Consider the following 24,712-nt stretch of genomic DNA (forward strand, 5'->3'; position numbering starts at 1 on the left):
GCGCGGTGAGTATGCGTGGATGAATGCCACCTCACTGCAGCGCCATGCGCTTACCGTCATCGTGCTTGCCCAGCTGTGCGGCACCTCGCTGTGGTTCTCCGTCAACGGCGTGGGGCTCTCGCTGTCGCGGGATCTCGGCTTCTCAGAGGTCGATCTCGGCAGGCTGACACTCGCCGTGCAGGCGGGCTTCATCTGCGGCACCCTGTTCATCGCCGCCACCGGCCTGGCTGACCGCTTTCGCGCCAGTCGCATCTTCGCCGCCTCCTGCTTGGCGGGCGCGCTGGTCAACGCTGCCTTCGTGCTGGCGGCTACCCAGTTTCCGCTGGCGGTGCTGCTGCGCTTCGCCACCGGGCTATGCCTGGCCGGTATCTATCCGCTGGGCATGAAGCTGGTGATCGGCTGGACGCCCAAGCACACCGGGGCGGCGCTCTCCTGGCTGGTGGGTATGCTCACCCTGGGCACCGCCCTACCCCACTTGCTGCGTGGCAGCACCCTGGGCATGCCGTGGGAGTGGCCACTGCTGGGCGCCTCGCTGCTGGCCCTGCTGGGGGGCGCCATGGTGCTGCGGCTGGGCGACGGCCCGCACCTGCCGCCTTCCGCGGGCAAGGCGCGGCTTTCCGAGGGGCTCGCCGCGCTGGGGGTGAAACGCTTTCGCGCCGTGGCCGGCGGTTACTTCGGCCACTGCTGGGAACTCTACGCCTTCTGGATGCTGACACCCTTTCTGGTCATGCGCGAAGTCGAACGGCTCATGGCCTCCACCGATCTGGTGGCCTGGCTCTCCTTCGGCATCATTGCGCTGGGGCTGGTGGGCTGCGTAGGGGGCGGTGCGGTGAGCCGCCATTTGGGCAGCCTGTGGGTGGCGCGTTGGGCGCTGACGGCCTCCGGCATGCTATGCCTGGCCTATCCGCTGCTGGCCTGGGCCCCGCCGGGCCTGCTGTTGGCGCTGCTGTTCTTCTGGGGACTCACGGTGATCGCCGACTCGCCGCAGTTCTCGGCACTGGCAGCAGCGGCCGCCCCACGCGAGCGGGTCGGCTCCACGCTGGCGGTAATGAATGCCATCGGCTTCGCGCTCACCATTCCCGCCATCTCGCTGACCACTACGCTGTGGTCGCTGCAGGAGCTGTGGGTACTGTGGTGGCTGTTGCCGGGACCGATTCTCGGCTTGTGGGCGCTGCGTGGCGTAAGCGGTTCGGCGGAACCGGCACCGGCGAGACAGGCGTGAGGTCGTCCGCACTTTTCGTCAGAGCTTGAGCTCACAACCTAGCAGAGGGCGGCGCGCCGCTCGGGCCGATTGCCCATACCCTGCAGGCGCTGCTGTAGCTCGACCAGACGCGGCGCCTCTCCTTTCTCCGCCGCCGCCAGCACCTGGGCCACCCAGCCCGGAAGCTCATCGGATATGCGGTAGTAGACCCACTGGCCTTCACGGCGATCGCTGAGCAACCCACAGGTCCGCAGCTGCGCCAGGTGCCGCGAGACCTTGGGCTGGGACTCTTGCAGAGCATGGGTCATTTCGCAGACGCACAGTTCCCCTTCCTCACGAATCAGTAGGGTCAGGGTCAAACGGGTCTCGTCGGCAAGACATTTGAAGAGGCGAACGGGATCCAGCTCGGGCACCGGCAGTCTCCAGCGGCAAGGACGGAGCCCCATTCTAACCAAGTGGTGGTCCGTCCGTGCAGGCGAATCAACCCAGCTTGCGCAGCTTGGCATCCACCCACAGCTGAAGGCGCCCACGAATCTCCCGTAGCGTCTTGCGGTACGCGTTGGGGTCCTCGCTGAGGCGCGGGTCGGGAATGTCCCAGAAGACCACCTCACCGGCCTGTCCCGGCCACTCACGGCAGCTCTGCTGGGCTTTCTCACACAGCACGATAACCGAATCGAAATACTCTCCGGCATAGCGCTCCAGCGGCTCGCTGGCCAGCCCTTCGGTGCCGATACCCAGATGGTGAAGCGCTTCGAGCGTGAGTTCATGGGGTCGATCGGGCTCGACCCCGGCACTGAAGGCGACGATCCGCTCGCCTTCGATATGGTTGAGCAGCGCCTCGCCCATCAACGAACGGGCGGAGTTGGCGTTGCAGAGAAAGAGAACCCGATACGGTTTCACTGTACTCACCTCACCTCGATCAGCCGAAACGTCCGGTGATGTAGTCATGGGTGCGCTGTTCGCGCGGATTGGTGAAGATGTCGTCGGTATCGCCTACCTCGACCAGGTCGCCGAGGTGGAAGAAGGCCGTCTTGTGCGCCACCCGCGCCGCCTGCTGCATGTTGTGGGTCACCATGACGATGGTGTAGCTCTCGCTCAGCTCATCGATGAGCTGCTCGATCTTGCCCGTGGCGATGGGATCGAGGGCTGAGCAGGGCTCGTCCATCAGGATCACCTCAGGGCTCACCGCAATGGTGCGCGCAATGCACAGACGCTGCTGCTGCCCTCCGGAGAGACTGGTGCCAGGCTGATCCAGGCGATCCTTCACTTCGTCCCACAGCCCGGCACGGCGCAGGCTGCTCTCGACGATATCATCGAGTTCGGCACGCCGCCGGGCCAGGCCGTGCAGGCGAGGGCCGTAGGCGATGTTCTCGTAGATCGATTTGGGGAAGGGGTTGGGCTTCTGGAACACGATCCCAACCTGGGCACGCAGCAGCACCACGTCGAGCGAGGGGTCGTAGATGTCGTTGCCGTCGAGGGTCACCTGGCCCTCGACGCGACTCCCCGCAATGGTATCGTTCATGCGGTTCAGGCAGCGCAGGAAGGTCGACTTGCCGCAGCCCGAGGGGCCGATAAAGGCCACCACCTCATGCTCCATGATATCTAGATCGATACCGTGCAGCGCCTCGTTCTCGCCGTAGAATACCTTGACGCCGCGGGCGCTCATCTTGACGTTGGCTGCCTGGGCAGTGCGCTTGTTCATGGCCGTGGGTACGGTGACGGATACAGTCATGGTTACCACCTCGTCTCGAATTTCTTGCGCAGCCAGATGGCCGTCGCATTGAGGCTCAGCATCAAGCCCAGCAGCACGATGATGGCCGCCGAGGTGCGCGCCTCGAAGAAGTTGCGTAGTTCGTTGCCCTGCCACAAGTAGATCTGCACCGGCAGCGCCGTGGCCTGGTCCACGGGCGAACTGGGCACGTTGGCGACGAAGGCATTCATGCCGATGAGCAGCAGCGGTGCCGTTTCCCCCAGCGCCTGAGCCACGCCCAGGATCGAGCCGGTGAGGATGCCCGGCAGCGCCAGGGGCAGTACGTGATGGAACACCGTCTGCACCCGCGAAGCACCGATGCCCAGCGCCGCCTGGCGGATCGAGGGCGGAATCGAGCGCAGCGCCGCTCGCGTGGCAATGATGATGGTGGGCAGCGTCATCAGCGTCAGCACCAGACCGCCCACCAGCGGCGCGGAAAGCGGCAGACGTAGATAGCCGATGAAGATCGCCGCCCCCAGCAGGCCAAAGATGATCGAAGGCACTGCCGCCAGGTTGTTGATGTTGATCTCGATGAGATCGGTCAGGCGGTTCCTGGGCGCGAACTCCTCTAGGTAAATGGCACTGGCCACCCCCAGCGGTATCGACAATGCGATGACGATCAGCATCATGAACAGCGAGCCCATGAAGGCACCGGCCAGACCCGCCGAGGCTGGCGAGCTGCGCGAATCGGTATTGAGGAACAGCGCCGTGCTGAAGGCGTTGCGAATCACTCCCTGCGCTTCCAGATGATCCGCCCACTCGCGGGTCTGGGCGCTCAGCTGCTGGCGGTGATCCGGAAGGTTACGGTCGATGTTCCCCTTCAGCCAGACGTCCACGTTGGCGCTGGCCAGCATCTTGATATTGATGGTCTGTCCGATCAGTTCGGGGTTCGCGACCACCCGCTCGCGCAGCGCGAAGCGCTCACCGGTGGCCACCAGGGCGCGCAGGTCACGCGCCTGGCGCGACTCGATCTCTCCCGGCAGGTGGGCCTTGAGCGCCTCGTCGATCAGCGCATTCCAGTTGACCAGGCCAAGCTGATTCAACCAGGCGAGTTCGCGCTCACGAAACTGGGCCGGGCTCTCCCCTGTCTCGCGCACCGGCCGCTCGTCTACCTGGATGACCTCGGGGTCGAGGTAGACGTCGAGATAGAGGGTGGCCTGCCAGAAGGCCGGCAGCCCGCGTGCCAGAATGCTGGTGAACAGAATCGCCACCAGCACCAGGCCGGTGACGACGGCAGCCAGCCCCATGAACCTGAAGCGACGCTCGCGGGCATGTCGGGCGTTCAGTGAACGCTGGATGGTATCGAGCCGTGCGCGGCGTCTGGTATCGGCAATGTCGAAATTGGTAGCGGTCACAGGGCGTCACTCATATTGCTGACGGTATTTACGTACCACCACCAGGGCGATCACATTGAGCCCCAGAGTGATGACGAACAGCGTAAGACCAAGCGCGAACGCCACCAGCGACTGCGGGCTGGAGAAGTCCATGTCGCCGGTCAACTGGTTGACGATGGTCACGGTGATGGTGGAGATAGCCTCAAAAGGATTGGCATGCAGCACCGGGTTGTTGCCGGCAGCCAACACCACGATCATGGTCTCGCCGATGGCGCGACTGGCAGCCAGCAGAAAAGCACCGACGATGCCCGGCAGCGCGGCGGGCAGCACGACTTGACGAATCATCTCCGACTTGGTAGCACCGAGCCCCAGGGCGCCGTCGCGCAGCGATTTCGGCACCTGGGTGATGATGTCGTCGGAGAGCGAAGAGACGAAGGGAATGATCATGATCCCCATCACCAGGCCCGCCGTCAGCGCGCTGGTGGCACGAATGCCGATTCCCAGCATGTCGCCCAGCCCGGACAGGAACGGGCCGATCACGATCAGGGCGAAGAAGCCGTATACGATGGTCGGAATACCAGCCAGCACCTCGATGATCGGCTTGGCCACGTTGCGCAGCCACGGCGGTGCGTACTCCGCCATGTAGATGGCCGTCATCAGCCCCAGGGGTATCGCCACCAGCAGCGCAATGGCGCTGACCATGAGCGTACCCCACAGCAGCGGCAACAGCCCGAACTCGCCCTGCTGGCCTACCCCGGAGGTGCTGAAGCGGGGGTTCCATACGGTACCGAAGAAGAACTCCGCAGGGCTGATGTAGCGGAAGAAGTGGAGCGCCTCGCCCACCAGCGACAGCACGATACCCACCGTGGTCAGGATGGCGACGCCGGAACTCAGCGCCAGCAGTGCCGTTATCACCCGTTCGACTTGGTTGCGCGCACGAAGCTGCGGCGAGACACGCCGCTGCGCCGTGACCAGGCCGACGACGGCCAGCACGGCCATGGCCGCGATCATGGCCAGCCGCCCCATGCTTTCGAGGCGAGCCATCTGCTGAGCGGCGGCAACCTCGTAGGCCTGCACCTCACCGCTCACGCCCTGCCCCGAGGCCAGCGCCCCGATGCGACGCAGCAGCACCTGCATCTCACGCTCACTCAATGCGGCAAGCTCAGCCGGTAATTGCTGAACGACCAGCACCTCGACGATGGCATCCTGCAGCAGTAGCCAGACGCCAAAAAGCAGCAGTGCCGGCAGCCCACACCAGAGGGCGACCAGCACGCCGTAATATCCGGGGCGGGAATGCAGCCGCACCCCACCGTCTGCTACCGCCCTACTGCGGGACAGCCCGACCTGATAGGCCATGGCCATCACGATCAACACGGTAGCGATCAAGACAAGATTCATCGTCTCTCCATCTCGCGCTCTTGAGTCCGAGTCGGGGAGCGGCGGCTACCGCTCCCCGTTACTGCAACCCTCTTACTCGGCGGAGACCACGGTGCGCGCCTGGAACTGCTCCAGCGCCTGGGCACGTTCGTCGTCATCCATCGGTATCAGACCGGCGTCTTCCAGCGGGCTACCGAAGCCGGAGATGGCATCGCTGAGGAAGAACTCGGTGTACTCGGCCAGGCCGGGAATCACGTCGAGATGCTCACCCTTGACATAGAAGAACAGCGGACGCGACACCGGATACTCGCCGGAGCCGATGGTCTCCAGGCTCGGCGTAACGCCGTCGACGGTAGCCACCTGCAGGCGGTCGCGGTTCTGGTCGTAGAAGCTCAGACCGAACACGCCCACAGCATCGGCCTGGGCGTCCAGACGCGCCAGGGTCTCGGTGTAGTCACCGGCGATCTCGATGATGCGACCGTCGCCGCGCAGGTTGTTACAGGCATCGCCCTCGATCTCGGCGTAGCTGTCGCAGCCGGCGTGCAGCACCTTCTCTTCGAAGACTTCACGGGTGCCGTGGTTGGAGGCCGGGATGACCAGCACGATCTCCTGATCGGGCAGGTTGCTGTCGATCTCGGACCAACGGGTATAGGGGTTGGCGACCAGTTGGCCGTCCTGAGGAATCTGGGCGGCGGCAGCGGCAAAGACGTGCTGCGGGGTCAGGGCGAACTCACCGCGGTCGGCGCGCGATGCGAAGACGATGCCGTCATAGCCGAACATGACCTCGAGCACGTCGTTGACGCCATTGGCGGCGCAGTTCTCGAGCTCGCCAGAGCGGATGGCCCGGGAGGAGTTGGCGATGTCGATGGTGTTCTCGCCGACGCCCTGACAGAACTGGCGCAGACCGCCGCCGGAACCTCCGGAACCGACCACCGGGGTGTTGAACTGCGGGAAGGAGCCACCGAACTCCTCGGCAACGATGCTGGCAAAGGGCAGCACGGTGGAGGAACCGGCGATCTGGATGGTGTCACGGGCCTGGGCGGCGGTCGACAGACCGGCGGCAAGGGAAGCGGCGATCGCCATGCTCAGCGTGCTCTTCTTGAAGCTCATCTTCACGATCCTCTCTGCGTTTTGATCCGACAGACCCCACGGCCTGGCAGTGTCGTCTTGGCCCGAGGGCCATTCGCAAGAGAGATTCTGGAGATGCTTGATTGCAGAAAGATGACACGTGAACGGAACGTAACGAATTACAGCAGCAGCCCCACTGCCGCTAGCGTACACAAGGCGAGTGAAGCGCCCTGCAGGCGACGCCGGTCTAGCTTGTGGGCGATACGATCAGCCAGGGCGTTGCCGGCCAGCACCGCCGGCAAAAAGGTGAGCGCCAGCCCCAGATGCCACAGACGTACCTGACCGGCCAGCGCCAGAGTCACCAGCGTCAGGCTGGAGGTGATGATGAAGAAGGCCGCCAGATTGCCACGCAGCCGATCCGGCGATAGGCCGTGCATCAGCAGCACCATGGGCGGCCCGCCGATGGCCGCCACGGTGCCGAAGATACCCGAGACCACGCCGGCACCGAACAGGCTCGCTCGGTTGACCGGCAGGCGGAAACGAAACAGCGTAACCGCCACGGCGAACAGCACGCTGAAGGCAATCAGCTTTTCCAACAGCACCATGGGGGCGGCGAGCAGCAGCCACAGGCCCAGGGCATTGCCGGGAAGGCGCCCGATCAGCGCCATGCCGATCTCACCGATCTGCACCTCGTGACGGTAATGACGCACCGTCATCAACGACACGGTGAAGCCGAACAGCACCAGTATCACCGGTACCAGACGCGGCTCGAGCATCAGCAGCAGCGGCGCGCCGACCACCGCCAGGCCGAAGCCTGTGGCACGCTGGACGAAGGCCCCAAGCGCCAATACCAGGGCACAGCCAAGCCAGGTGATCGGCGCCATGTCGAGCCAAAGAAGGAAAGCGTCAGGCATGCACGGGGCGTCCGGCCAGCCGAGACAGCATGACGTTGCCGAACAGCGAGGCCACCAGCATGGTCAGCACCATGGGCCACAGGTTCTCGATCTCGAAGGCCCCCACCATCACCCCTGCCAGCGCCGCGGAACCGAACTTGGCCGCCCCCATCAGCGCCGTGGCGGTGGCGCTCATGTGGCCGAAGTGATCCAGCAGCAATGCCATGGCATTGGGCGAAATCAGCCCGATCATGCCCGAATAGAGCATCACCAGAGCCACGACCACCGGCAGCGAGGCCATCCCGGTCATTACAGCCATCACCAGGCCACTCGCCGCCAGCATCTGAATGGCGAGCCCCAGATAGAGATTCTGCAACGGCGTGCGGGACTTCAGCAGGTGGATGTTGAGCCGATTGGAAAGCGCGATGAAGATCACGTTGGCCCCCAGCACGAAGGGATAAGTGGCGGGCGACAGACCGAAGTGCTCCATATAGACGAAGGGCGACGCGGTGACGAAGGCGAACAGGCCACCGAACGAGGCCGACACCGCGCAGATGTAACCCAGCCCTTCCCGATGGCGTATCACACTGGCGTAGTTACGCAACACCTGGGGGAACGAAGCCACGGGGTGATTGGGGTCCCGCGTCTCGGGCAGCCTGGTGGACATCAGCCACAGCAGAAAGGCTGCGTAGCCCGCCAGGAAGACGAAGATCACGCGCCAGCCTGACAGATACAGCATGGCGCTACCGAATAGCGGCGCCACCAATGGCGCCAGCATCATGATCATGGCCATGGTGGAAATGACGCTGGCCGCCTGTCGTCCACTGAAGCAGTCGCGCACGATGGCCGCCGAGTTGACCACACAGGCCCCGCCTCCCAGCGCCTGCACGAAACGCCACGCCAGCAGCTCCGTCAACGAACCAACCGTGGCCAGCATCAGGCTGGCCAGCAGGAACACTACCAGCCCGGACAGCAGCACCGGCTTGCGTCCCAGCCGGTCGGATACCGGCCCGAACAGCAGCTGGCCGATGGCGAAACCGGCCAGGAACACGCTGATGGAAAGCTCGGTATGGTGAATGCTGGCCCCGATGCTGGCCGCCAGTACGCCCATGGCCGGCAGATAGGCATCGATGGCAAAGGGCGCCAGCGCGGTATTGATGGCAACCAGCAGGGAGACTCGTCCAGGCGTCAGGGTCAAGGCTGCTCCATATGCATGTCTGGTAAAAGATAGGTCGCTAATGATACTAGCATGCTTGGGGAAGATCGCCTCGAAACGAAGCCGCCTTTGTCATGAAATGCAATATTAGCGCTTTACCCTTTCCCTGAATTCGATCAGACGCCTTCAGGGAGCACCAAGTGACGCGCCTTCAGAACCTCTCCATCCGTCGAGCCAGCCTTGTCATGCTGGGCCTGGTAACCCTGCTGCTGCTGGCTTTCGCTTCGCTGACCTGGAAAGTGATGCAGCAGAGCCGGCTCGACCTTACCGCGCTCGAACGGATCAACGTAGAGCAGGCCTCGACGCTCAACCGCATGCATATCGCCAGCCTCGAGGGGCTCAATCGCATGGACCGCGCCCTGGAGCGACAGCTGCGCCCCTCCCTGGGTGACCCGTTGGCGGCTCTGCAAGCGATAGAAGCCGAACTCGAAGAAATGACGACTAGCCTTACTTCCTTCCTCGAAGCTACACGCTCTACGCCGCATGGCGCCTTGCGCGATACCCTCGACGCTGACGCCATGAGGCTGATCGAAACGATGCAGCAACAGCTCATGGCCATACGAGCAGGCGATCGCAGCGCCTACCGGCAGTTGACCCTGGAAGCCGTGGATAACAGCCAAGCCCTGACCGAGAGCGCGCGGCACTTCTATGCCTTGGCCGACCAACAGGGTGTGGCGCTGCTGCACCATGCGGAAGGTCAGGCCCAACTGTTCACCTGGCTGCTGACCTCCGGTCTCGCTCTGACCCTCGTCGTCCTGGTTCTCATGGCCTGGCTGGGTCAGCGCTGCGTTCTTACCCCGCTGCAGAACGTCGTGGTCCATTTCCGCACCATCGCCAAGGGCAACCTGACCGAGCCTGTCGTGGCCAGCGGCTTCAAGGAGATCAGTCAGCTCTTCCACGAACTTTCGGGCATGCAGCAATCGCTGGTAGAGACGGTTAGCCATCTGCATGGCACCAGCCATCACGTCCTCGACAGCGCCGAGCGGTTGGCGCAGAGCAACCAGTCGCTTGCCGTACGTACTCGCCAGCAGGGCGCGGCCCTCGAAAAGACCGCCTCGCACCTGCGTGAGCTGACCGACAACGTGGCGAACAATGCCGAAAGCGCCAACCAGGTCAGAACACTGGCCAATACTGCTCTCGACAAGGCGCAGCAGGGAGAAGTCGTGATGCAGCGCTTCATCAGGACGATGGAAGAGATCCACGAGCACGCGACCCAAGTCAACGCGATCGTCGACCTGATCGACTCGATCGCTTTCCAGACCAACATCCTGGCGCTCAATGCATCGGTGGAGGCCGCCCGGGCCGGCGACCAGGGCCGTGGCTTCGGCGTCGTTGCCGGCGAGGTGCGCTCGCTGGCCTCTCGCAGTGCCGAGGCCGCCCACCGGATTCGCGACCTGCTCGGCGCCTCCCGCGACAGCACTCGGCGCGGTAACGAACTCTCGAGCCACGCCAATCAGGGCATGACGGAGATCGTGCAGGCAATCGACGAAGTCAACCGACTGATGGCAGACATCGAACGCGCGTCACAGCAGCAGCATGACGGCATCGCGCAGCTCAACCAGGCCATGGACGACATGACCAGGGTCACCCAGGACAATCAGCAGTTGGTGGCTCACTCCAGCCAAAGTGCCCACGCACTGCGCGAGAAGGCCGAGCACATGCAGGCCCACGCCGGCCGCTTTCGCATCACTGCAGCCCAGGAAAGTCTGACAGAGTCCGAGCCTGTCCTTCATGCCGATGTCTGGCAGCCTCGTGTCATCGGTGCTCCACCCCACCTGCGGGGTACAGAAAGCAGCGTTGCCTTGCTAAAGTGACGTAAACCATCACGCCAACGAAGAGAGTTCCATGGCCGAGGACCTGCTTACCCAACTCAAGACGATGAGTACCGTCGTGGCCGACACCGGCGATATCGAGGCTATCCAACGCTTCACGCCCACCGATGCGACCACCAATCCTTCCTTGATCCTGCAGGCAGCCCAGCATGAGGGCCGACGCGAGCGGCTGGCAGAGATCGCCCGGCAGGCCACCGACATCGACGATGCGCTGGATGCCGTGGCAGTGGAGATCGGCAGCGAGATCAGCGGTCTCGTGCCCGGCTACGTCTCCACCGAAGTCAGCGCACGACTATCCTTCGATACCGAGGCGACTCTGGCCCGCGCGCACTCGCTGATCGAACGTTACGACCGCCACGGCATCGGCCCTGAGCGCATCCTGATCAAGATCGCCTCGACCTGGGAGGGCATTCGCGCCGCCCGTCAGCTGGAGCGCGAGGGTATCCACTGCAATCTGACCCTGCTGTTCAGCTTCGCCCAGGCCCAGGCCTGCGCCGACGCCGGCGTAACACTGGTCTCGCCGTTCGTCGGCCGCATCCTCGACTGGAATCGCAACAAGTGGCCGGATGCCGACTTCAGCGGCGACAACGACCCCGGAGTGAAGTCGGTCAAGCGCATCTACGAGCACTACAAGGGGCATGGCTACAAGACCATCGTGATGGGTGCCAGCTTCCGCAATACCGGTGAGATCCTGGCCCTTGCCGGCTGCGACCGCCTGACCATCTCCCCTGCCCTGCTCAGCGAACTGGCAGAGAGCCAAGACCGGCTCGAGCGCCGCCTGACGCCGGTCGACGCCGAGACGTCGCCGCCCGAGCCTCAGGACGAAGCCGAGTACCGCTGGGCGATGAACGAAGACGCCATGGCCACAGAGAAACTGGCCGAGGGGATTCGCAAGTTCGCCGACGATCAGCGCAAGTTGGAGAAACTGCTGGGAGAGCTGCGTCAGGGCTGAGCAGCAGCCTGACGAGGATGGGTGCGGTTGGCATGGCAACGACGCCATGTCGGCCGCAAGCGGCTCCCTCTGGGGCTTGGCTCCTGTCTGGGTGGCCCCTGGGCTCAATCCTTGTGGGAGTGTGAGGTCTCCTGAGCCTCCAGCATTTCCACCAGCGGCTGGAACTCTTCCCGGTTGTGCTCGTTCATGCGCATCAGGATGCGGTGCGCTTCCAGGATACGCTGACGCATCTCTTCCATGTCGGCGGGTATTTCAGGCAGGTCGCACAGCTCACAGGTCTCGGTCAGCGGCGCTTTCACCATGGCGAAGAACTGGGCAAAGCCCATCACTTCGAGCATGCGCTGCACATCGGGGTTGTCCACCACGATGGTGGGCTTGTAGAGGATGTGATCCTTGACCGCCATGGCGACCTTGGCCAGGAAGCCCAGGGCGGTGGAGTCCACGTTGGTGGCCTCGCGCAGGTCGATTATCAGCGACTGCAACCCAGGCGTTCGGGCCAGCTGCTGGGCCTGACTGTCGAGGGTCGCGCAGAGCGTCAAGCGTACGTCGCCGCACAGCTTGAGCACGAAGACACCAGAGTCGAACGCCGCCTTGACGCGGCCTTCATTCGTGATCATTACCAAATCCGCTCAACATCATGATCGTCAGGTCATCGGGCAGTTCCTGTCCGCCGCCATCCCCTTCGGCATCGATGTCGCGGGGAGTGTCCAGCATCAGGCTGTCGCGAAGCCGCTCCAACGTCGCACAGTTCAAAACACGTTGCTCGAGTTCCCTGAGCCGCGTGTCGAGCGTTTCGCCCGGCAGGCACTCCAGTATTCCATCCGAACACAACCATAACCGGAAGTTCGACGGTAGCGTATACGTCAAACGTGGATACTCCACGTCGGGAAACAGGCCAACCGGCATACCTTCACCGGGCAGCTCGCTCACCGCCCCGTCGGCCACCAACAGCGGCTTCGGCAGCTGGGCGCCAAGCGAATAGTGAAGCTCGCGGGTCTGCCGGTCAATGACACCAACGAACAGGGTGGCGTGTTTGCCGATCCCGGTGTCCAACAATTCCCGGTTGAGCGACGCCAGCCAACGCGCCGGCATCTCTGCCGGCTGGCCCGCCTCCCAGGCCGCCAACCAGCGGTTGAACAGATACTTGAGCAGCACGGTGACGAAGGCGGAAGAGGCACCGTGACCGGACACGTCGGCAAAATAGAAAAGAATGTGACGATCGTCCAGACGCTGGAAATCGAGAAAATCTCCCGACAGGTAGAGCGAGGGAATCAGCCAGTAATCGCAGGTCACCCCTTCGATGGTCTGCGGGTGAGGCGGCAGCAGCTTGCGCTGAATGTGCCCACCGGCCTGCTGGTCGAGTCGCAGCAGTGCCAGGTGCGTCTCCAGGCTCTCGTTCAACTCTTCCAGATGCGCGTTGAGCTGGGCGAGTCGTTCGCGGTCATGCTTGCGCTGGTCCTCCAGCCGCCGCAGCTCGATCGCCTTGCGGATCATGCGCCGCAGCAGCTGCCCATGACGCATCGGCTCGACCACGTAATCCACCAACCCCACGTCGACGGCGGTCAGCAGATCGGCATCGAGCCGCGAGTCGCTCACCACCACGGTGGGCAGGCGCTCCGTCAGGCTCGACCAAGCCAGACTGGGAATCGCCTGAGCATGGGCCACCACCAACACCGTCTCCTTGGGCAGATCCTCGAGGCGCTCGGCGGCGAACACTGCCAGACCATCACGGGCGATGGTTTCCGCCAGCGCGTCGCGGTAGGCACCGGGCTCGTCGAGAACGCCAATCAACGGCTTGGGTAGATCCATCGGCTCAGACCTCAATCGGCGAAGTCGGCATCGTCGCCCTCGGGTTCTTCGAAGGCGTCGTCGAAGGCATCATCGAAGTCGGCGTCATCGAAATCGAAGTCGAACTCATCGCTGGCGAAGGGATCGTCGCCCAACTCGCCGTCGCTGACTTCGAAGCGTCTACGCTGCAGGTAAGCATCACGTATGAAGACATAGCGATCCCCCCGGATCAACTCTTCTTGATCGAGGAAGCCTGCGCGCACGTCGACGACACGCAGCGCGGTCAGGCCATAACGTACCTTGTCATCTTCCACGTAATAGAGCGGATAGGTCACCGTATCCAGCGGCAGGCCGGCGGTATCCCTTACCGTGCTGGGGCCAAGGAATGGCAGGACCAGATAGGGCCCTTCCGATACCCCCCAGACGCCCAGGGTCTGGCCGAAATCCTCGTCCTGTACGGTGATGCCCATGTGGGTGGCGAAGTCCCACAGACCGGCGATACCCACCGTGGAGTTGATCACGAAGCGCGAGGTAGCGAGACCGGCATTGGCCGGCTTGCCCTGCAGCAGGCTGTTGAGTGCGGTGCGGATCTCGCCGAGGTTGGAGAAGAAGTTGCCGACCCCGGTCTGCACCGGCTGAGGCGTGACGGTGCGATAGCCGCGCGCCACCGGCCGCAGTACAGCCCGGTCGACCGCCTCGTTGAAGGTGAAGACCCTGCGATTGAAGCCCTCCCAGGGGTCGTCGGGATGGCGATCCTCCACCGCCACCCGTCCGGCACAGCCCGCCAGCATGGCCAACAGCGACATGGCGACCAGGGCCCGGGTAAAAAAGCCGGTCTGCTTCACGACCATCGGCTACGTCTCCTCAAGGTTCTCGTAGAGGGGTGCGTCACAGCCGACGCACCACCACGCAGCCGGCACTGTACCCGGCGCCGAACGAGCAGACCACCCCTATGTCGCCCGAGGCCAGGTCGTCACGGTGCAGATGGAAGGCAATGATCGAACCGGCGGAGCTGGTATTGGCATAGCGATCGAGGATGATCGGCGCCTGCCCGGGTTCGGGATCGTGCCCCAGCACCCGCCGGGCGATCAGGTCGTTCATGTGGTGATTGGCCTGGTGCAGCCACAGGCGCGAGAGATCGCCACCGGTCAGGTCGAGGCTGGCCAGATGGTCGCTGATCATGGCCGCCACCATGGGGCAGACCTCCTTGAACACCCGCCGCCCTTCCTGTACGAACAGCTTGTCGCTGGCCAGGGGGTCGCTGTCGGTGACCCGATTGAGGAAGCCGGCATTGTTGCGAATGGCATTGGAGAAGCGCGTGACCAGGCGGGTCCCGAGGATCTCGAAGCGGCGCTCGGCAGTGGCCAGTGCGGCGTTCTCCAGCACGATGGCGGTACAGGCATCGCCGAAGATGAAGTGGCTGTCGCGGTCGCGAAAGTTGAGGTGGGCCGAGCAGATCTCGGGATTGACCACCAGGGCACGCCGGACGTTGCCGCCGCGAATGGCACCTGCCGCCAGATCGATGGCAAAGGTCGCCGAGCTGCAGGCCACGTTCATGTCGAAGGCATGCCCGGTGGTGCCCAGGGCCGCCTGCAGTTCCACCGCCACCGCCGGATAGGGGCGCTCCAGGTTGGAACAGGCAACGATCACCATGTCGATGTCGCCGGCTTCGACGCCGGCGGCGGCGAGAGCCTGACGTGCGGCGACAAGCCCCATCTCGCACTGGATGGAGGGTTCGTCGTTGCTGCGCTGAGGCAGACGCGGGCGCATGCGTTCGGGGTCGAGAATGCCCTCGGCATCCAGCACGTAGCGGCTGTGGATCCCCGACGCCTTGACGATGAACTCGCTGCTCGAATATGCCAGCGGTTCGCGCTCGCCGGCCGCGATGGCGGCGGCATGGCGTTCGTTCTCGATATCCACCCAGGCATTGAACGAGGCGACCAGCGCATCGTTGTCGATGGCGTGCTCCGGCGTGAAGAGTCCCGTACCGGTAATCACGACGTCTGTCATCAGTCTCTCCCTCATGCGGCCTGTTGGCCGCTGGCTGACATCGGCGAACCAATGCCTCATGTCTCGTTTATCGGCGGGTCAGGCCCCACCTTGACCGTGTCCTGTCAGTTCCGTCCAGCGTCGCTCGAGGCGCTTGACGGATATCGGCATACGAGTGCCCAGCTGCTGGGCGAACAGCGAAACCCGCAGTTCCTCGATCCACCAGCCGAATTCCACCAGCTCGGGATCCTCGTGGCCACCGCGGCGCTGGCTCTCACGGCGCGCGGCCAGGCGCGCCTCGAAGTCCTGCACGTCCTGCATGTGCATCTGATCGCGCATGCGCTCGCGCGGGGCTTTCTCCAGGCGGATCAGGGCCGCCTCCATGTAGCGCGGATACTCCTCGAGCCACTCTCCAGCTTCGCTCACGAAGCCGGGGTGTACCAACCGCTGCATCTGCGCCTTCAAATCACTGTATACCAAGGCCAGGGCCAGGTTCAGGTTGCCCTTCAGCGCCTTGGTCACCGCCAGATGGCCTTCCAGCGCTCGCTTGAGGGTGGCGACCAGCGCTTCGGCCGTGGGCACCAACTCGGCACGGGTCGCATCGAGGCGAGCGTCGAGCTCGGCATTGCTGCGCGGCAGCGGGGTCATGGCCATGCTGCGGGCGAACACCGCCTCGACCACGTCGTCGACCAGGACCCGCTTGCTGCCCACCTTGGTGAACAGCAAGGCGCAGGCATCGAGCCCCTTGAGCTGCTGGATGACACGCACCTGCTCGGGCAGGCGGGTCATGGCCAGCCGCACCACGCCGCGGCGATGAGCCTGCTCGGCCTTGCCGGGATGATCGAACAGCTCGATGCGGAAGGCGTCTCCTTCCGGCACCAGCGCCGGATACGCTTCGACCCGGATACCTGCCTGGGTGGTCACCCGCGACGCGGGCAGCGGAGTGTCGGACAACCCGGCGACATCCGGCGCGTCGCTGACTTCGGCCGCCAGCGCCCTGGCGCCCTCGCCCGCCGCGGCTTCGAAGCGCCGCTCGAGCTCGCGCGCGTCACGGCCCTGGCCAAGCACCTTGCCTTCATGATTCACGACACGCACGTTCATGATCAGGTGGGGCTCGAGCTGGTCGTAGCGCCAATCGTCGGGGTGTACGCGCACCCCGGTGCGGCGGCGCAGAAACTCCCCCAGCGCCTCGCTGAGCGGCACGTCGTCGGGCGTGAGCGTCTCCAGCGCCGCATCGACCCAGTCGGGAATCGGCACCACCTGGCGGCGGATCGCCTTGGGCAGCGACTTTAGCAGGGCGATGCACTTCTCCCGTAGCAGCCCCGGCACCAGCCATTCGAGCCGTGCCCGCGGCAGCTGCGGCAGCATCGCCGCCGGCACCGTCAGGGTCACACCGTCGTCCGGCGCTCCCGGTTCGAAGCGGTAGGCAAGCGGATAGCGCACCCCAGCGAGCACCAGCTCATCGGGGTACTGGGCCTGGGTGACCTCCGCCGCTTCCCGGGCCAGCAGCGCGGCGCGATCGAACTTGAGGATGGCGGGATCCTTGGCCTCGGCCTTATTGCGCCACGCCTCGAAGCCCTTGCCGTTGGCGATATCCTCGGGGATGCGCTCGTCGTAGAAGGCGAACAGCGTCTCCTCGTCGACCAGAATGTCACGCTTGCGGGCGCGATCCTCCAGCTCTTCGACCTCTTCCACCAGAGCGCGATTGTAGTCGAAGAATTCCCCCTTGGTGCGGAAATCCCCCTCCACCAGCGCCCGGCGGATGAACAGTTCGCGCGATTCGCGCGGGGCAATCGGTCCGTAGTGCACGCTGCGGCCGCTGACGATGGGCAGGCCGAACAGGGTGACCTGCTCCTTGGCCACCACCTGGGCACGCTTCATTTCCCAGTGGGGCTCGCTGTGGCTGCGCTTGACCAGATGGCCGGCGACGGGCTCAATCCACTGCGGTTCGATCCTGGCCACCGTTCGCGCGAACAGTCGGGTGGTCTCCACCAGCTCGAAGGCCATCAGCCACTTGGGCGTTTTCTTGGCCAGCCCGGAGCCGGGGTGGATGACGAACTTGCGGTTGCGTGCCCCCAGGTATTCGCGGTTTTCGGTAAGCATGCCCAGATGTGAGAGCAGCCCCGGCAGCAGCGCCTTGTGCAGCTGCACGGCGTTCTGCCGGCGGGCCTGTTGTCGCGCCTGGTCGAGGGTCTCCCCTTCACCGGCGGGCTCGGGCGGCGGCGTGGGCGGAGGCACCTCGATCTCCATCTCGCGCAGCAGCTGACGCAGTTGGCGGAAGGTGTCGTGCCACTCCCGCAGACGCAGGTAGTTGAGGTAGCGCTCCTTGCACCAGCGTCGCAGGCGGTTGCCCGAGAGCTCCTCGCGGGCCGCCTCGAAGCCCTGCCACAGGTTGAGCAGGGCCACGAAGTCGGAGTCCGGGTCGTGCCAGCGGCGATGGGCCTGATCGGCGGCCTCGCGCTTCTCCGCCGGGCGGTCGCGCGGGTCCTGCACCGCCAGCGCCGAGACCACCACCAGCACGTCGCGCAGGCTGCCCTGTTCGGCGCCGGCCAGCACCATGCGCGCCAAGCGCGGGTCGATGGGCAGCCGGGCGAGCTTGCGCCCTATCGCCGTCAGACGGTTGTCTTCGTCCACCGCGCCCAGTTCGAACAGCAGGCGGAAGCCGTCAGTGATGAAGCGCGAATCGGGCGGATCGACGAAGGGGAACTGCTCGATGTCGCCGAGTTTGAGCGACAGCATCGAGAGGATCACCGAGGCTAGGTTGGTACGCCGAATCTCGGGATCGGTGAATTCAGGACGGGAGAGGAAATCCTCCTCGTCGTAGAGGCGAATGCACACCCCCTCGGCCACGCGCCCGCAGCGCCCCTTGCGCTGGTCGGCGCTGGCCTGGCTGACCGGCTCCACCGGCAGCCGCTGGATCTTGGAGCGATAGCTGTAGCGGCTGATGCGCACCAGCCCCGGATCGATCACGTAGCGGATGCCGGGCACCGTGAGCGAGGTCTCGGCAACGTTGGTGGCCAGCACGATACGCCGCCCTGCGTGAGGCGCGAACACGCGATTCTGCTCGGCGTTGGAGAGCCGCGCATAGAGCGGCAGGATCTCGGTGGCCTTGAGGTCGGCGCGGCGCAGCGTATCGGCGGTCTCGCGGATCTCGCGCTCACCGGGCAGGAACACCAGGATGTCACGTGGGCCGTGGAACCAGCGCTTGTCCCGCTCGATCTGTTCGACCTCCTCCACCGCGTGAAGAATGCCCTCCTGCAGGGTGCGATCGGCCTCGTCCTCCTTCTCGCGCACCAGCGGCCGGTAGCGCACCTCCACCGGGTAGGTGCGCCCCGACACCTCGACAACCGGCGCCGGTCGGGGCTCGCCCTTCTCGCCGGGCAGCGCGAAGTGCTCGGCGAAGCGCGCCACGTCGATGGTGGCCGAGGTGATGATCACCTTGAGTTCAGGCCGGCGCGGCAGCAGCCGCTTGAGGTAGCCGAGCAGGAAATCGATGTTGAGGCTACGCTCATGGGCCTCGTCGATGATGATCGCTTCGTAGCGGGTCAGATCCGGGTCGTGGCGGGTCTCGGCCAGCAGGATGCCGTCAGTCATCAGCTTGACCAGGGTGGCGTCGCCGCTCTGATCGGTGAAGCGCACCTGATAGCCCACCTGCTCACCCAGCGACACCTGGAGCTCCTCGGCCAGGCGTGTAGCCACCGAGCGTGCCGCCAGGCGCCGCGGCTGGGTGTGGCCGATCAAACCGCGCCGTCCCAGCCCCAGCTCCAGGCACAGCTTGGGCAGTTGGGTGGTCTTGCCCGAACCGGTCTCGCCGGCCACCACCACCACCTGATGCTCGCGCAGCGCGGCGAGAATGTCGTCACGCCGCTCCGCCACCGGCAGTTCGGGAGGATAGTCGAGCGTCACCGGCTGCGCCCGGCGGCTGGCAGCCAGCGCCGCGGAGCGCTCGATGCCGCGCACCACCTCGGCCAGGCCGCGATCCACCGGCTTGCCCTCCCGCAGGCGTCGCTCAAGGCCCTTCAGCCTGCGCGTGAGCGTCTCGCGATCACGCAGCATGACGTCATCCAAAGCGCGCTCCAGACGCTCCAGCGCGGCCCTGTCGGCGGCATTGGCGGAACCAGTAGGGGTTGCGGTGCTCACAGCCATCCTCTTGCCATGGAAAAAAACCTGCCCGCTCCAGGCCACCGGAGCGGGCAGATCATTGTAACGCCGGGAAGCGGAGTTCGGCCAATCGCGGCCGTGCTACTCCTTGCCGTCGCTTTCCTCGTCACGCAACTGGCGACGCAGCACCTTGCCGACGTTGGTCTTGGGCAGCTCATCGCGGAACTCGACGAACTTGGGCACCTTGTAGCCGGCCAGCTCCTTCTTGCACCACTCGCGCAGCGTCTTCTCGTCCAGGCTCTCGTCGCGCTTGACCACGAACAGCTTCACCGCCTCGCCGCTGTCCTCGTCCTTGACACCGACCGCGGCCGACTCGACCACGCCCGGGTGACCGGCCACCACGTCCTCGATCTCGTTGGGATAGACGTTGAAGCCCGACACCAGGATCATGTCCTTCTTGCGGTCGACGATCTTGATGTAACCGTCCTCCTGCAGCACGGCGATATCGCCGGTGGAGAACCAGCCATCGTCGCTCAGTACCTTGGCGGTCTCTTCATCCAAGTTCCAGTAGCCCTTCATCACCTGGGGCCCCTGCACGCACAGCTCGCCCGGCTCGCCCAGCGGCAGGGTATTGCCGTCGCTGTCCACCACCTTGACCGCGGTACCCGCCACCGGCTTGCCGATGGTGCCGAGCTGAATGGCGTCGATGGGATTGAAGCTGACCACCGGCGCGGTTTCGGTGAGCCCGTAGCCCTCGGCGATGTCGCATCCGGTGACCTCCTTCCAGCGTTCCGCCGAGGCCTTGGTCAGCGCCATGCCACCGGAAATGGTCAGGTGCAGTTGCGAGAAATCGAGCTTGCGGAAATCCTCACGGTTGCACAGCGCATTGAACAGCGTGTTCAAACCGATGAAGGCGGTGAACTTGATCTTCTGCAGTTCCTTGACGAAGTTGTCCAGGTCCCGGGGGTTGGGAATCAGGATCGAGTGGTTGCCGGTCTTCATCAGGAACAGGCAGTTCACGGTGAAGGTATAGATGTGATAGACCGGCAGCGGCGCGATCACCACCTCCTTGCCCTCGTCCAGGCCCGGGCCAATGGCGGCGTCAGCCTGCAGCATGTTGGCCACCAGGTTGCAGTGGGTGAGCATGGTGCCCTTGGGCAGGCCGGTGGTGCCGCCGGTGTACTGCAACGCGGCGATGTCGTCGAGCCCCCGCTCGACTTCGCGATGCTGACGCGAAGCACCGTCCTTCAGCGCCTTGCGGAACGGTATCGCCATCGGCAGCGAGTAGGAGGGCACCATCTTCTTGACGTACTTGACCACGGCGTTGATGAGAAAACGCTTGGGGAAACCGTGCATGTCGCCAAGCTCGGTGACCAGCACGTGCTCGATGTCGGTACGATCGAGCACCTTCTCGAGCTTGCTGGCCATGTTGGCCAGGATCAGGATTGCCCGGGCACCGGAGTCCTTGAACTGGTGCGCCATTTCACGCTCGGTATAGAGCGGATTGGTATTGACTACCACCAGGCCGGCGCGCAAGGCGCCAAACACCGCGATAGGGAACTGCAGCACGTTGGGCAGTTGAATCGCAATACGATCGCCCGGCTGAAGCCCGGTCTCGTGCTGCAGCCAGGCGGCGAAATCGGCCGAGAGACGGTCGAGTTCGGCAAAGGTGAGCGTCTGACCCATGCAGGTGAATGCCGGATTGTCGGCAAAACGCTTCACTGCTTCATGGAAGACGTCCATCAGCGACCGATACCGATCCATGCCTTCCAGCTCAGGTCCGTTGAGAATACCGGCGTTGGCTTGTTCATTCATAGGCGCTATCTCCACAGCTTCGTCGACACGGTCACTCACCCTCGACCCCGACGGTTCTTGTTATGACAAAGCCGGTACGATATACCAGGCATCGCTCGCCTGTAAAACGCATGATTCAAACGAACGTTCACAAAAGAATGTGCGGTTTCAGGGTGCTCCTTTGTCTACCAAGCTGGGCAAAATCGGCCGGAAAGGCAAGCCGACGCGGGCAAAGGACTCAGTCTCGTTCCGTGATTGTCTCAGTCACGTAGCGGGACACGATCCGCCCATGCCGCCACACCAACAGCTCACCCGGCACCATGCGAACCCATGCCTCGTTACTGGTCAGCGGCTCCGTCGCGATTACCGAGACGATGTCGTCGGGGGTCGTATGCTCGGCAAAGTTGACCGTCAGCTCGGCATCCGAGAGCTCGGCGCTGCCGAACGGCGCGCGCCGCGTGATGTGGGCCAGCTTGGTCGAGCAATAGGTGTAGAGAAACTCGCCGTCAGCCAGCAGCAGATTGAAGACCCCTTTGCCGCGCAGCGTTTCGCAAAGGCCATGGAGGCGTTGCCAGAGGGCCTGATGCTCTTCGCTCAGCAGCGCGTCGCTCGACGCCAGTCGCGGCGCCTCGGCAAAGCGTTCGCGCAGGCTGGCCAACAGCCAGCAGAAGGCGTGCTCGCTGTCGGTATCGCCCACCGGCCGATAGAAGCTCAAGGGCAATTCCTGCCACGCTTCGAGCTGGCCGTTATGGGCGTAGCACCACGTTCTGCCCCACATTTCCCGGGTGAAGGGATGGGTATTGGCCAGACGAACCTGACCGACATTGGCCTGACGAATGTGGCTGATGACGATATGTGACTTGATCGGATAGTCGGTGATCAGCCGGGCAATGGGCGAGCGAATCGACGGGTGAGGGTCGCGGAAATCGCGATAGCCGCCCGCCTCGTAGAAGGCGATGCCCCAGCCGTCACGATGGGGCCCGGTACCACCGCCTCGATGCAAGAAGCCGGTGAAACTGAAGCAGATATCGGTGGGCACGTTGGCGCTCATGCCCAGCAGCTCACACATGCGGTTCCTCCCGTGATCCGGCATGGCGATGCCGTATCGCCATTCGCCAGGCGACCAACAGCACCAGCAGTAGCAGCAGCCCACCGGCCAGTAGCGCACCGGCCCCGCGTCGGTCTCCCACGGCCTCCTCGAGCGGCCGGGTCAGCACGGGCTGCCACTCTCGCCAGCGCTCCTGGGCCGCCCGCGGCAGTTGCTGAATGCTGCGCACTGCCTGTTCCAGCGGCTGCGGCAGCGGCGACTCCGAGGTGGCACGCGGCTCGCGCACTGGAGTCAGCTCTTCGTGAAAGCGCACCACCTCCAGCGCCGGGCCGGCATCCACCTGACCGATCGCCGTGGTCACCGACGGGAACAGCACCAGGCGCGGTAGCTGCAGCTCGTGGGTCTCGCCGTCGAGGGTGACCTCACCGCGCAGAACCAGCGGCACGCTGAGCGCCGTGTCCAGCTCAGGTAGCGCAATGCTCCAGCGCCGCTCGGCCATCGGCTCAGCGGCAAGGTGTGCGCCCTGGAGCTGACCGTAAAGACGGGTATTGTGACGATCCAGCAAGGGATGTTCGGCGCTCAACAGAACGCGGTGGTTGGCCTCGTCATGGCGGGCCGCCACGGCCGGCAGGACATTGACCGGCTGGACACGCTGACGGCGAAAGCCCTGGCCTTCGGCACGCACCGCCAGTTGGGCCTTGCCCGCCAGCACCGGTGCCGGCAGCTTGCCGGCGAAACGCGCCTCCTGCTGCTCGAGTACCACCGCCGACTGGGCCGAGCCCGATTCGTCGCGCAGCTCCGCCGTCAAACGGAGATGGGCCGGCAACGCGTCGGCCACCACCTCATCACCCTCGCGCAGGAACCAAGCCTCCACCGGCACGCCGAAACCGAGATACAGGGTGCTCGACACGCCACTCATCTGCAGGTGAAGCGGCGACTCGACGGTGATGCGGCTGTTCGGCCCCGCCCCGCCCTCGAGGCGCCATTGACCCGCTTGAGGATCAGGTACCTTGATGAGGTCGTAGTGAGGCTCGCTGCGCCACTCGGCGCCTTCCGGGGGGGCTTCGGCGGTGTAGCGCCGGCCGTCGGGTGCGACCAGCGTCGCCGGCTCCTCACCGCGAAACAGCAGCGCGGTGAAGCCGCGCAGTCCCGGCTCGACGAGGAACCCCCGGTCGGTGACCGGTACGCGATCGCTGGGATAGATGCGATCGACGATATCGAGGAAGGCGCCCATCAGCGCATCGGGAGCGGCAACCGAAGCCGAAAGCCCACCGGTCATCTGAGCCAGGCGCTCGACCAGATCGAGGTCGGCCTCGTCCGAGAAGGCAATGGCGTGTATCACCACGCCTTCCTCGGCCAGGCGTGGACCAAGCTCATCGAGCAGGGCCTCGCGGGATGACGTATCGATGGCCGGCTTGCTACCGCGCCAGGCAGGCAGGTCGATCACGCCATCGGTAAGCAGCACCAGGTGCAGCGGAACGCCGTTCGGCTCGACCATGGCCGTATGATAGACCGCCGACTCGATGTCGGTGAATTGCTCGTAAGCGACCAGCTGAGGTGCCAGCGCCCTGGCACGCTCGCGCCACTCGGCGTTCACTGGTGACGGCGGCAGCGGGCTGCGCACCCGCTCGCCGAAGGTCCAGATCCCTGCCGTGGCGCCATCGGGCACCATGGCGACAAGGAGTTCCAGCGCCTTGCCGGCCAGCTGGTCGGGGTCGTTGTGACGCATGCTCCCCGAAACATCGAAGATGACCCTGACCTCGGGCCGCTCCGCTACCTCTGTAGCGGAGAGATGACCCGCCATTACCAAGCAACCGACCAACCCTGCCAGCCAGCGCCATATCGTGTTGCGCTCCCTCCCCATCGGGGCTCCCTAGCCGATCTTCGGCTCCCGGCGCTTGGTTGACGCATGCGGTTGTCTACCGCCCTGGCCAGCACGCCTTCTGTTATGGTCCCGCTTCCTGCTCTCTTCGTCCTGTTGCTTTTTCTTCTGCGCACCGCCTTCAACCACAGGCTCGGCACGAAACATCCATACCTGCAACACGCCGATGGCCAGGCCCAGCAGTGCACCCGCGGCCAACAGCAAAGCCGTCGACATCAGTGTCGACGCATTGCGCTCGAGAAACGCCACGGCAGCCACCACCACCGCCGGCGCCATGCCGGTATAGGTCTCCCCTTCCACCAGCGGCAGCCGAAAACGCGTCGGCATCCACAGAATGCCGGCCACCGCCCAGGTGATGGGTAGACGCAGCATACGGGGTAGAAATGCCAGCCCCAGGTAACCTGCCACCAGCACGACCAGCGACAAACCCAGATAGGTCAGCCATAGTAGGGACATCGAATCGGATGTCAGCATCGATACCTCTTCG

The 24,712-nt window shown here is 64.6% G+C and carries 20 protein-coding genes; 3 read left to right on the forward strand and 17 right to left on the reverse strand.

Features of this window, described 5'->3' with window-relative positions; genetic code table 11:
- The first annotated feature begins 19 nt into the window (after positions 1 to 19).
- The gene (locus HOP59_RS12565) at positions 20 to 1,222 is read left to right on the forward strand and encodes an MFS transporter (RefSeq protein WP_234254162.1); all 1,203 of its coding nucleotides are present in this window, start codon (positions 20 to 22) and stop codon (positions 1,220 to 1,222) included.
- 38 nt (positions 1,223 to 1,260) lie between these two features.
- Here the strand turns inward: HOP59_RS12565 and HOP59_RS12570 are convergent, their stop codons facing one another.
- From HOP59_RS12570 to HOP59_RS12605, 8 genes are all read right to left on the reverse strand, one after another.
- The gene (locus HOP59_RS12570) at positions 1,261 to 1,614 is read right to left on the reverse strand and encodes a metalloregulator ArsR/SmtB family transcription factor (RefSeq protein WP_422676436.1); all 354 of its coding nucleotides are present in this window, start codon (positions 1,612 to 1,614) and stop codon (positions 1,261 to 1,263) included.
- Positions 1,615 to 1,681: 67 nt separating this feature from the next.
- Positions 1,682 to 2,101: an arsenate reductase ArsC gene (locus HOP59_RS12575; RefSeq protein WP_234254164.1), complete on the reverse strand. Its 420-nt coding sequence runs from the start codon at positions 2,099 to 2,101 to the stop codon at positions 1,682 to 1,684.
- Positions 2,102 to 2,120: 19 nt separating this feature from the next.
- On the reverse strand, positions 2,121 to 2,933 hold the full coding sequence (pstB, locus tag HOP59_RS12580; protein WP_010627912.1) for a phosphate ABC transporter ATP-binding protein PstB: 813 nt from the start codon (positions 2,931 to 2,933) through the stop codon (positions 2,121 to 2,123).
- A 2-nt stretch (positions 2,934 to 2,935) separates the two neighbouring features.
- A complete protein-coding gene (pstA, locus tag HOP59_RS12585) occupies positions 2,936 to 4,306 on the reverse strand; it encodes a phosphate ABC transporter permease PstA (protein ID WP_234254165.1) in 1,371 nt (456 codons plus the stop codon).
- Positions 4,307 to 4,312: 6 nt separating this feature from the next.
- Positions 4,313 to 5,683, reverse strand: coding sequence for a phosphate ABC transporter permease subunit PstC (pstC, locus tag HOP59_RS12590; protein WP_191223851.1), 1,371 nt, complete (start codon positions 5,681 to 5,683; stop codon positions 4,313 to 4,315).
- 72 nt (positions 5,684 to 5,755) lie between these two features.
- On the reverse strand, positions 5,756 to 6,772 hold the full coding sequence (locus HOP59_RS12595; protein ID WP_010627909.1) for a substrate-binding domain-containing protein: 1,017 nt from the start codon (positions 6,770 to 6,772) through the stop codon (positions 5,756 to 5,758).
- 137 nt (positions 6,773 to 6,909) lie between these two features.
- Positions 6,910 to 7,644, reverse strand: coding sequence for a sulfite exporter TauE/SafE family protein (locus tag HOP59_RS12600; protein ID WP_010627908.1), 735 nt, complete (start codon positions 7,642 to 7,644; stop codon positions 6,910 to 6,912).
- On the reverse strand, positions 7,637 to 8,821 hold the full coding sequence (locus HOP59_RS12605) for a multidrug effflux MFS transporter (RefSeq protein ID WP_234254166.1): 1,185 nt from the start codon (positions 8,819 to 8,821) through the stop codon (positions 7,637 to 7,639). Before HOP59_RS12605 ends, HOP59_RS12600 begins: the two co-directional genes overlap by 8 nt.
- Before the next feature lie 158 nt (positions 8,822 to 8,979).
- On the opposite strand from HOP59_RS12605, the gene HOP59_RS23610 reads away from it, so the two are divergent.
- Together HOP59_RS23610 and tal are read left to right on the forward strand one after the other, a co-directional pair.
- A complete protein-coding gene (locus HOP59_RS23610) occupies positions 8,980 to 10,653 on the forward strand; it encodes a methyl-accepting chemotaxis protein (protein WP_234254167.1) in 1,674 nt (557 codons plus the stop codon).
- A gap of 31 nt (positions 10,654 to 10,684) precedes the next feature.
- Entirely contained in the window at positions 10,685 to 11,623 is a 939-nt protein-coding gene (gene tal / locus HOP59_RS12615) for a transaldolase (RefSeq protein WP_234254168.1), read from the forward strand.
- Between the two features lie 104 nt (positions 11,624 to 11,727).
- Here the strand turns inward: tal and HOP59_RS12620 are convergent, their stop codons facing one another.
- The 9 genes from HOP59_RS12620 to HOP59_RS12660 all read right to left on the reverse strand — a co-directional run bounded on the left by HOP59_RS12620 (position 11,728) and on the right by HOP59_RS12660 (position 24,699).
- Positions 11,728 to 12,240 carry an STAS domain-containing protein gene (locus tag HOP59_RS12620; protein WP_234254169.1) on the reverse strand — a complete coding sequence of 171 codons (513 nt, stop codon included), beginning with the start codon at positions 12,238 to 12,240 and terminating at the stop codon, positions 11,728 to 11,730.
- Positions 12,227 to 13,432, reverse strand: a complete 1,206-nt coding sequence (locus HOP59_RS12625; RefSeq protein ID WP_234254170.1) for a PP2C family protein-serine/threonine phosphatase — start codon at positions 13,430 to 13,432, stop codon at positions 12,227 to 12,229. Before HOP59_RS12625 ends, HOP59_RS12620 begins: the two co-directional genes overlap by 14 nt.
- Before the next feature lie 11 nt (positions 13,433 to 13,443).
- Complete coding sequence (locus HOP59_RS12630) at positions 13,444 to 14,262, reverse strand: MlaA family lipoprotein (RefSeq protein WP_010627902.1); 819 nt, start codon at positions 14,260 to 14,262, stop codon at positions 13,444 to 13,446.
- Between the two features lie 37 nt (positions 14,263 to 14,299).
- The gene (locus HOP59_RS12635; protein WP_234254171.1) at positions 14,300 to 15,421 is read right to left on the reverse strand and encodes a beta-ketoacyl-ACP synthase III; all 1,122 of its coding nucleotides are present in this window, start codon (positions 15,419 to 15,421) and stop codon (positions 14,300 to 14,302) included.
- 78 nt (positions 15,422 to 15,499) lie between these two features.
- Entirely contained in the window at positions 15,500 to 19,540 is a 4,041-nt protein-coding gene (hrpA, locus tag HOP59_RS12640; protein ID WP_234254172.1) for an ATP-dependent RNA helicase HrpA, read from the reverse strand.
- A gap of 102 nt (positions 19,541 to 19,642) precedes the next feature.
- The gene (locus HOP59_RS12645) at positions 19,643 to 21,316 is read right to left on the reverse strand and encodes an AMP-binding protein (RefSeq protein WP_234254173.1); all 1,674 of its coding nucleotides are present in this window, start codon (positions 21,314 to 21,316) and stop codon (positions 19,643 to 19,645) included.
- 217 nt (positions 21,317 to 21,533) lie between these two features.
- Entirely contained in the window at positions 21,534 to 22,364 is an 831-nt protein-coding gene (locus HOP59_RS12650; RefSeq protein ID WP_010627898.1) for a class II glutamine amidotransferase, read from the reverse strand.
- Positions 22,357 to 24,207: a vWA domain-containing protein gene (locus HOP59_RS12655; RefSeq protein ID WP_234254174.1), complete on the reverse strand. Its 1,851-nt coding sequence runs from the start codon at positions 24,205 to 24,207 to the stop codon at positions 22,357 to 22,359. Before HOP59_RS12655 ends, HOP59_RS12650 begins: the two co-directional genes overlap by 8 nt.
- Before the next feature lie 9 nt (positions 24,208 to 24,216).
- A complete protein-coding gene (locus HOP59_RS12660) occupies positions 24,217 to 24,699 on the reverse strand; it encodes a hypothetical protein (RefSeq protein WP_010627896.1) in 483 nt (160 codons plus the stop codon).
- Positions 24,700 to 24,712: the final 13 nt, after the last annotated feature.

Origin of the sequence: Billgrantia aerodenitrificans (assembly GCF_021404405.1) — a bacterium.
Classification (GTDB): Bacteria; Pseudomonadota; Gammaproteobacteria; order Pseudomonadales; family Halomonadaceae; genus Halomonas; species Halomonas aerodenitrificans.

What these genes read in the sequence shown, in the direction of transcription:
- HOP59_RS12650 (WP_010627898.1), bottom strand. Translation starts at nt 22,364, where the DNA reads ATGTGTGAGCTGCTGGGCATGAGCGCCAACGTGCCCACCGATATCTGC.
- HOP59_RS12660 (WP_010627896.1), bottom strand. Translation starts at nt 24,699, where the DNA reads ATGCTGACATCCGATTCGATGTCCCTACTATGGCTGACCTATCTGGGT.
- pstC (WP_191223851.1), bottom strand. Translation starts at nt 5,683, where the DNA reads ATGAATCTTGTCTTGATCGCTACCGTGTTGATCGTGATGGCCATGGCC.
- HOP59_RS12655 (WP_234254174.1), bottom strand. Translation starts at nt 24,207, where the DNA reads ATGGGGAGGGAGCGCAACACGATATGGCGCTGGCTGGCAGGGTTGGTC.
- HOP59_RS12595 (WP_010627909.1), bottom strand. Translation starts at nt 6,772, where the DNA reads ATGAGCTTCAAGAAGAGCACGCTGAGCATGGCGATCGCCGCTTCCCTT.
- HOP59_RS12620 (WP_234254169.1), bottom strand. Translation starts at nt 12,240, where the DNA reads ATGATCACGAATGAAGGCCGCGTCAAGGCGGCGTTCGACTCTGGTGTC.
- HOP59_RS12565 (WP_234254162.1), top strand. Translation starts at nt 20, where the DNA reads ATGAATGCCACCTCACTGCAGCGCCATGCGCTTACCGTCATCGTGCTT.
- HOP59_RS12630 (WP_010627902.1), bottom strand. Translation starts at nt 14,262, where the DNA reads ATGGTCGTGAAGCAGACCGGCTTTTTTACCCGGGCCCTGGTCGCCATG.
- HOP59_RS12625 (WP_234254170.1), bottom strand. Translation starts at nt 13,432, where the DNA reads ATGGATCTACCCAAGCCGTTGATTGGCGTTCTCGACGAGCCCGGTGCC.
- HOP59_RS12645 (WP_234254173.1), bottom strand. Translation starts at nt 21,316, where the DNA reads ATGAATGAACAAGCCAACGCCGGTATTCTCAACGGACCTGAGCTGGAA.
- HOP59_RS12635 (WP_234254171.1), bottom strand. Translation starts at nt 15,421, where the DNA reads ATGACAGACGTCGTGATTACCGGTACGGGACTCTTCACGCCGGAGCAC.
- tal (WP_234254168.1), top strand. Translation starts at nt 10,685, where the DNA reads ATGGCCGAGGACCTGCTTACCCAACTCAAGACGATGAGTACCGTCGTG.
- pstB (WP_010627912.1), bottom strand. Translation starts at nt 2,933, where the DNA reads ATGACTGTATCCGTCACCGTACCCACGGCCATGAACAAGCGCACTGCC.
- HOP59_RS12600 (WP_010627908.1), bottom strand. Translation starts at nt 7,644, where the DNA reads ATGCCTGACGCTTTCCTTCTTTGGCTCGACATGGCGCCGATCACCTGG.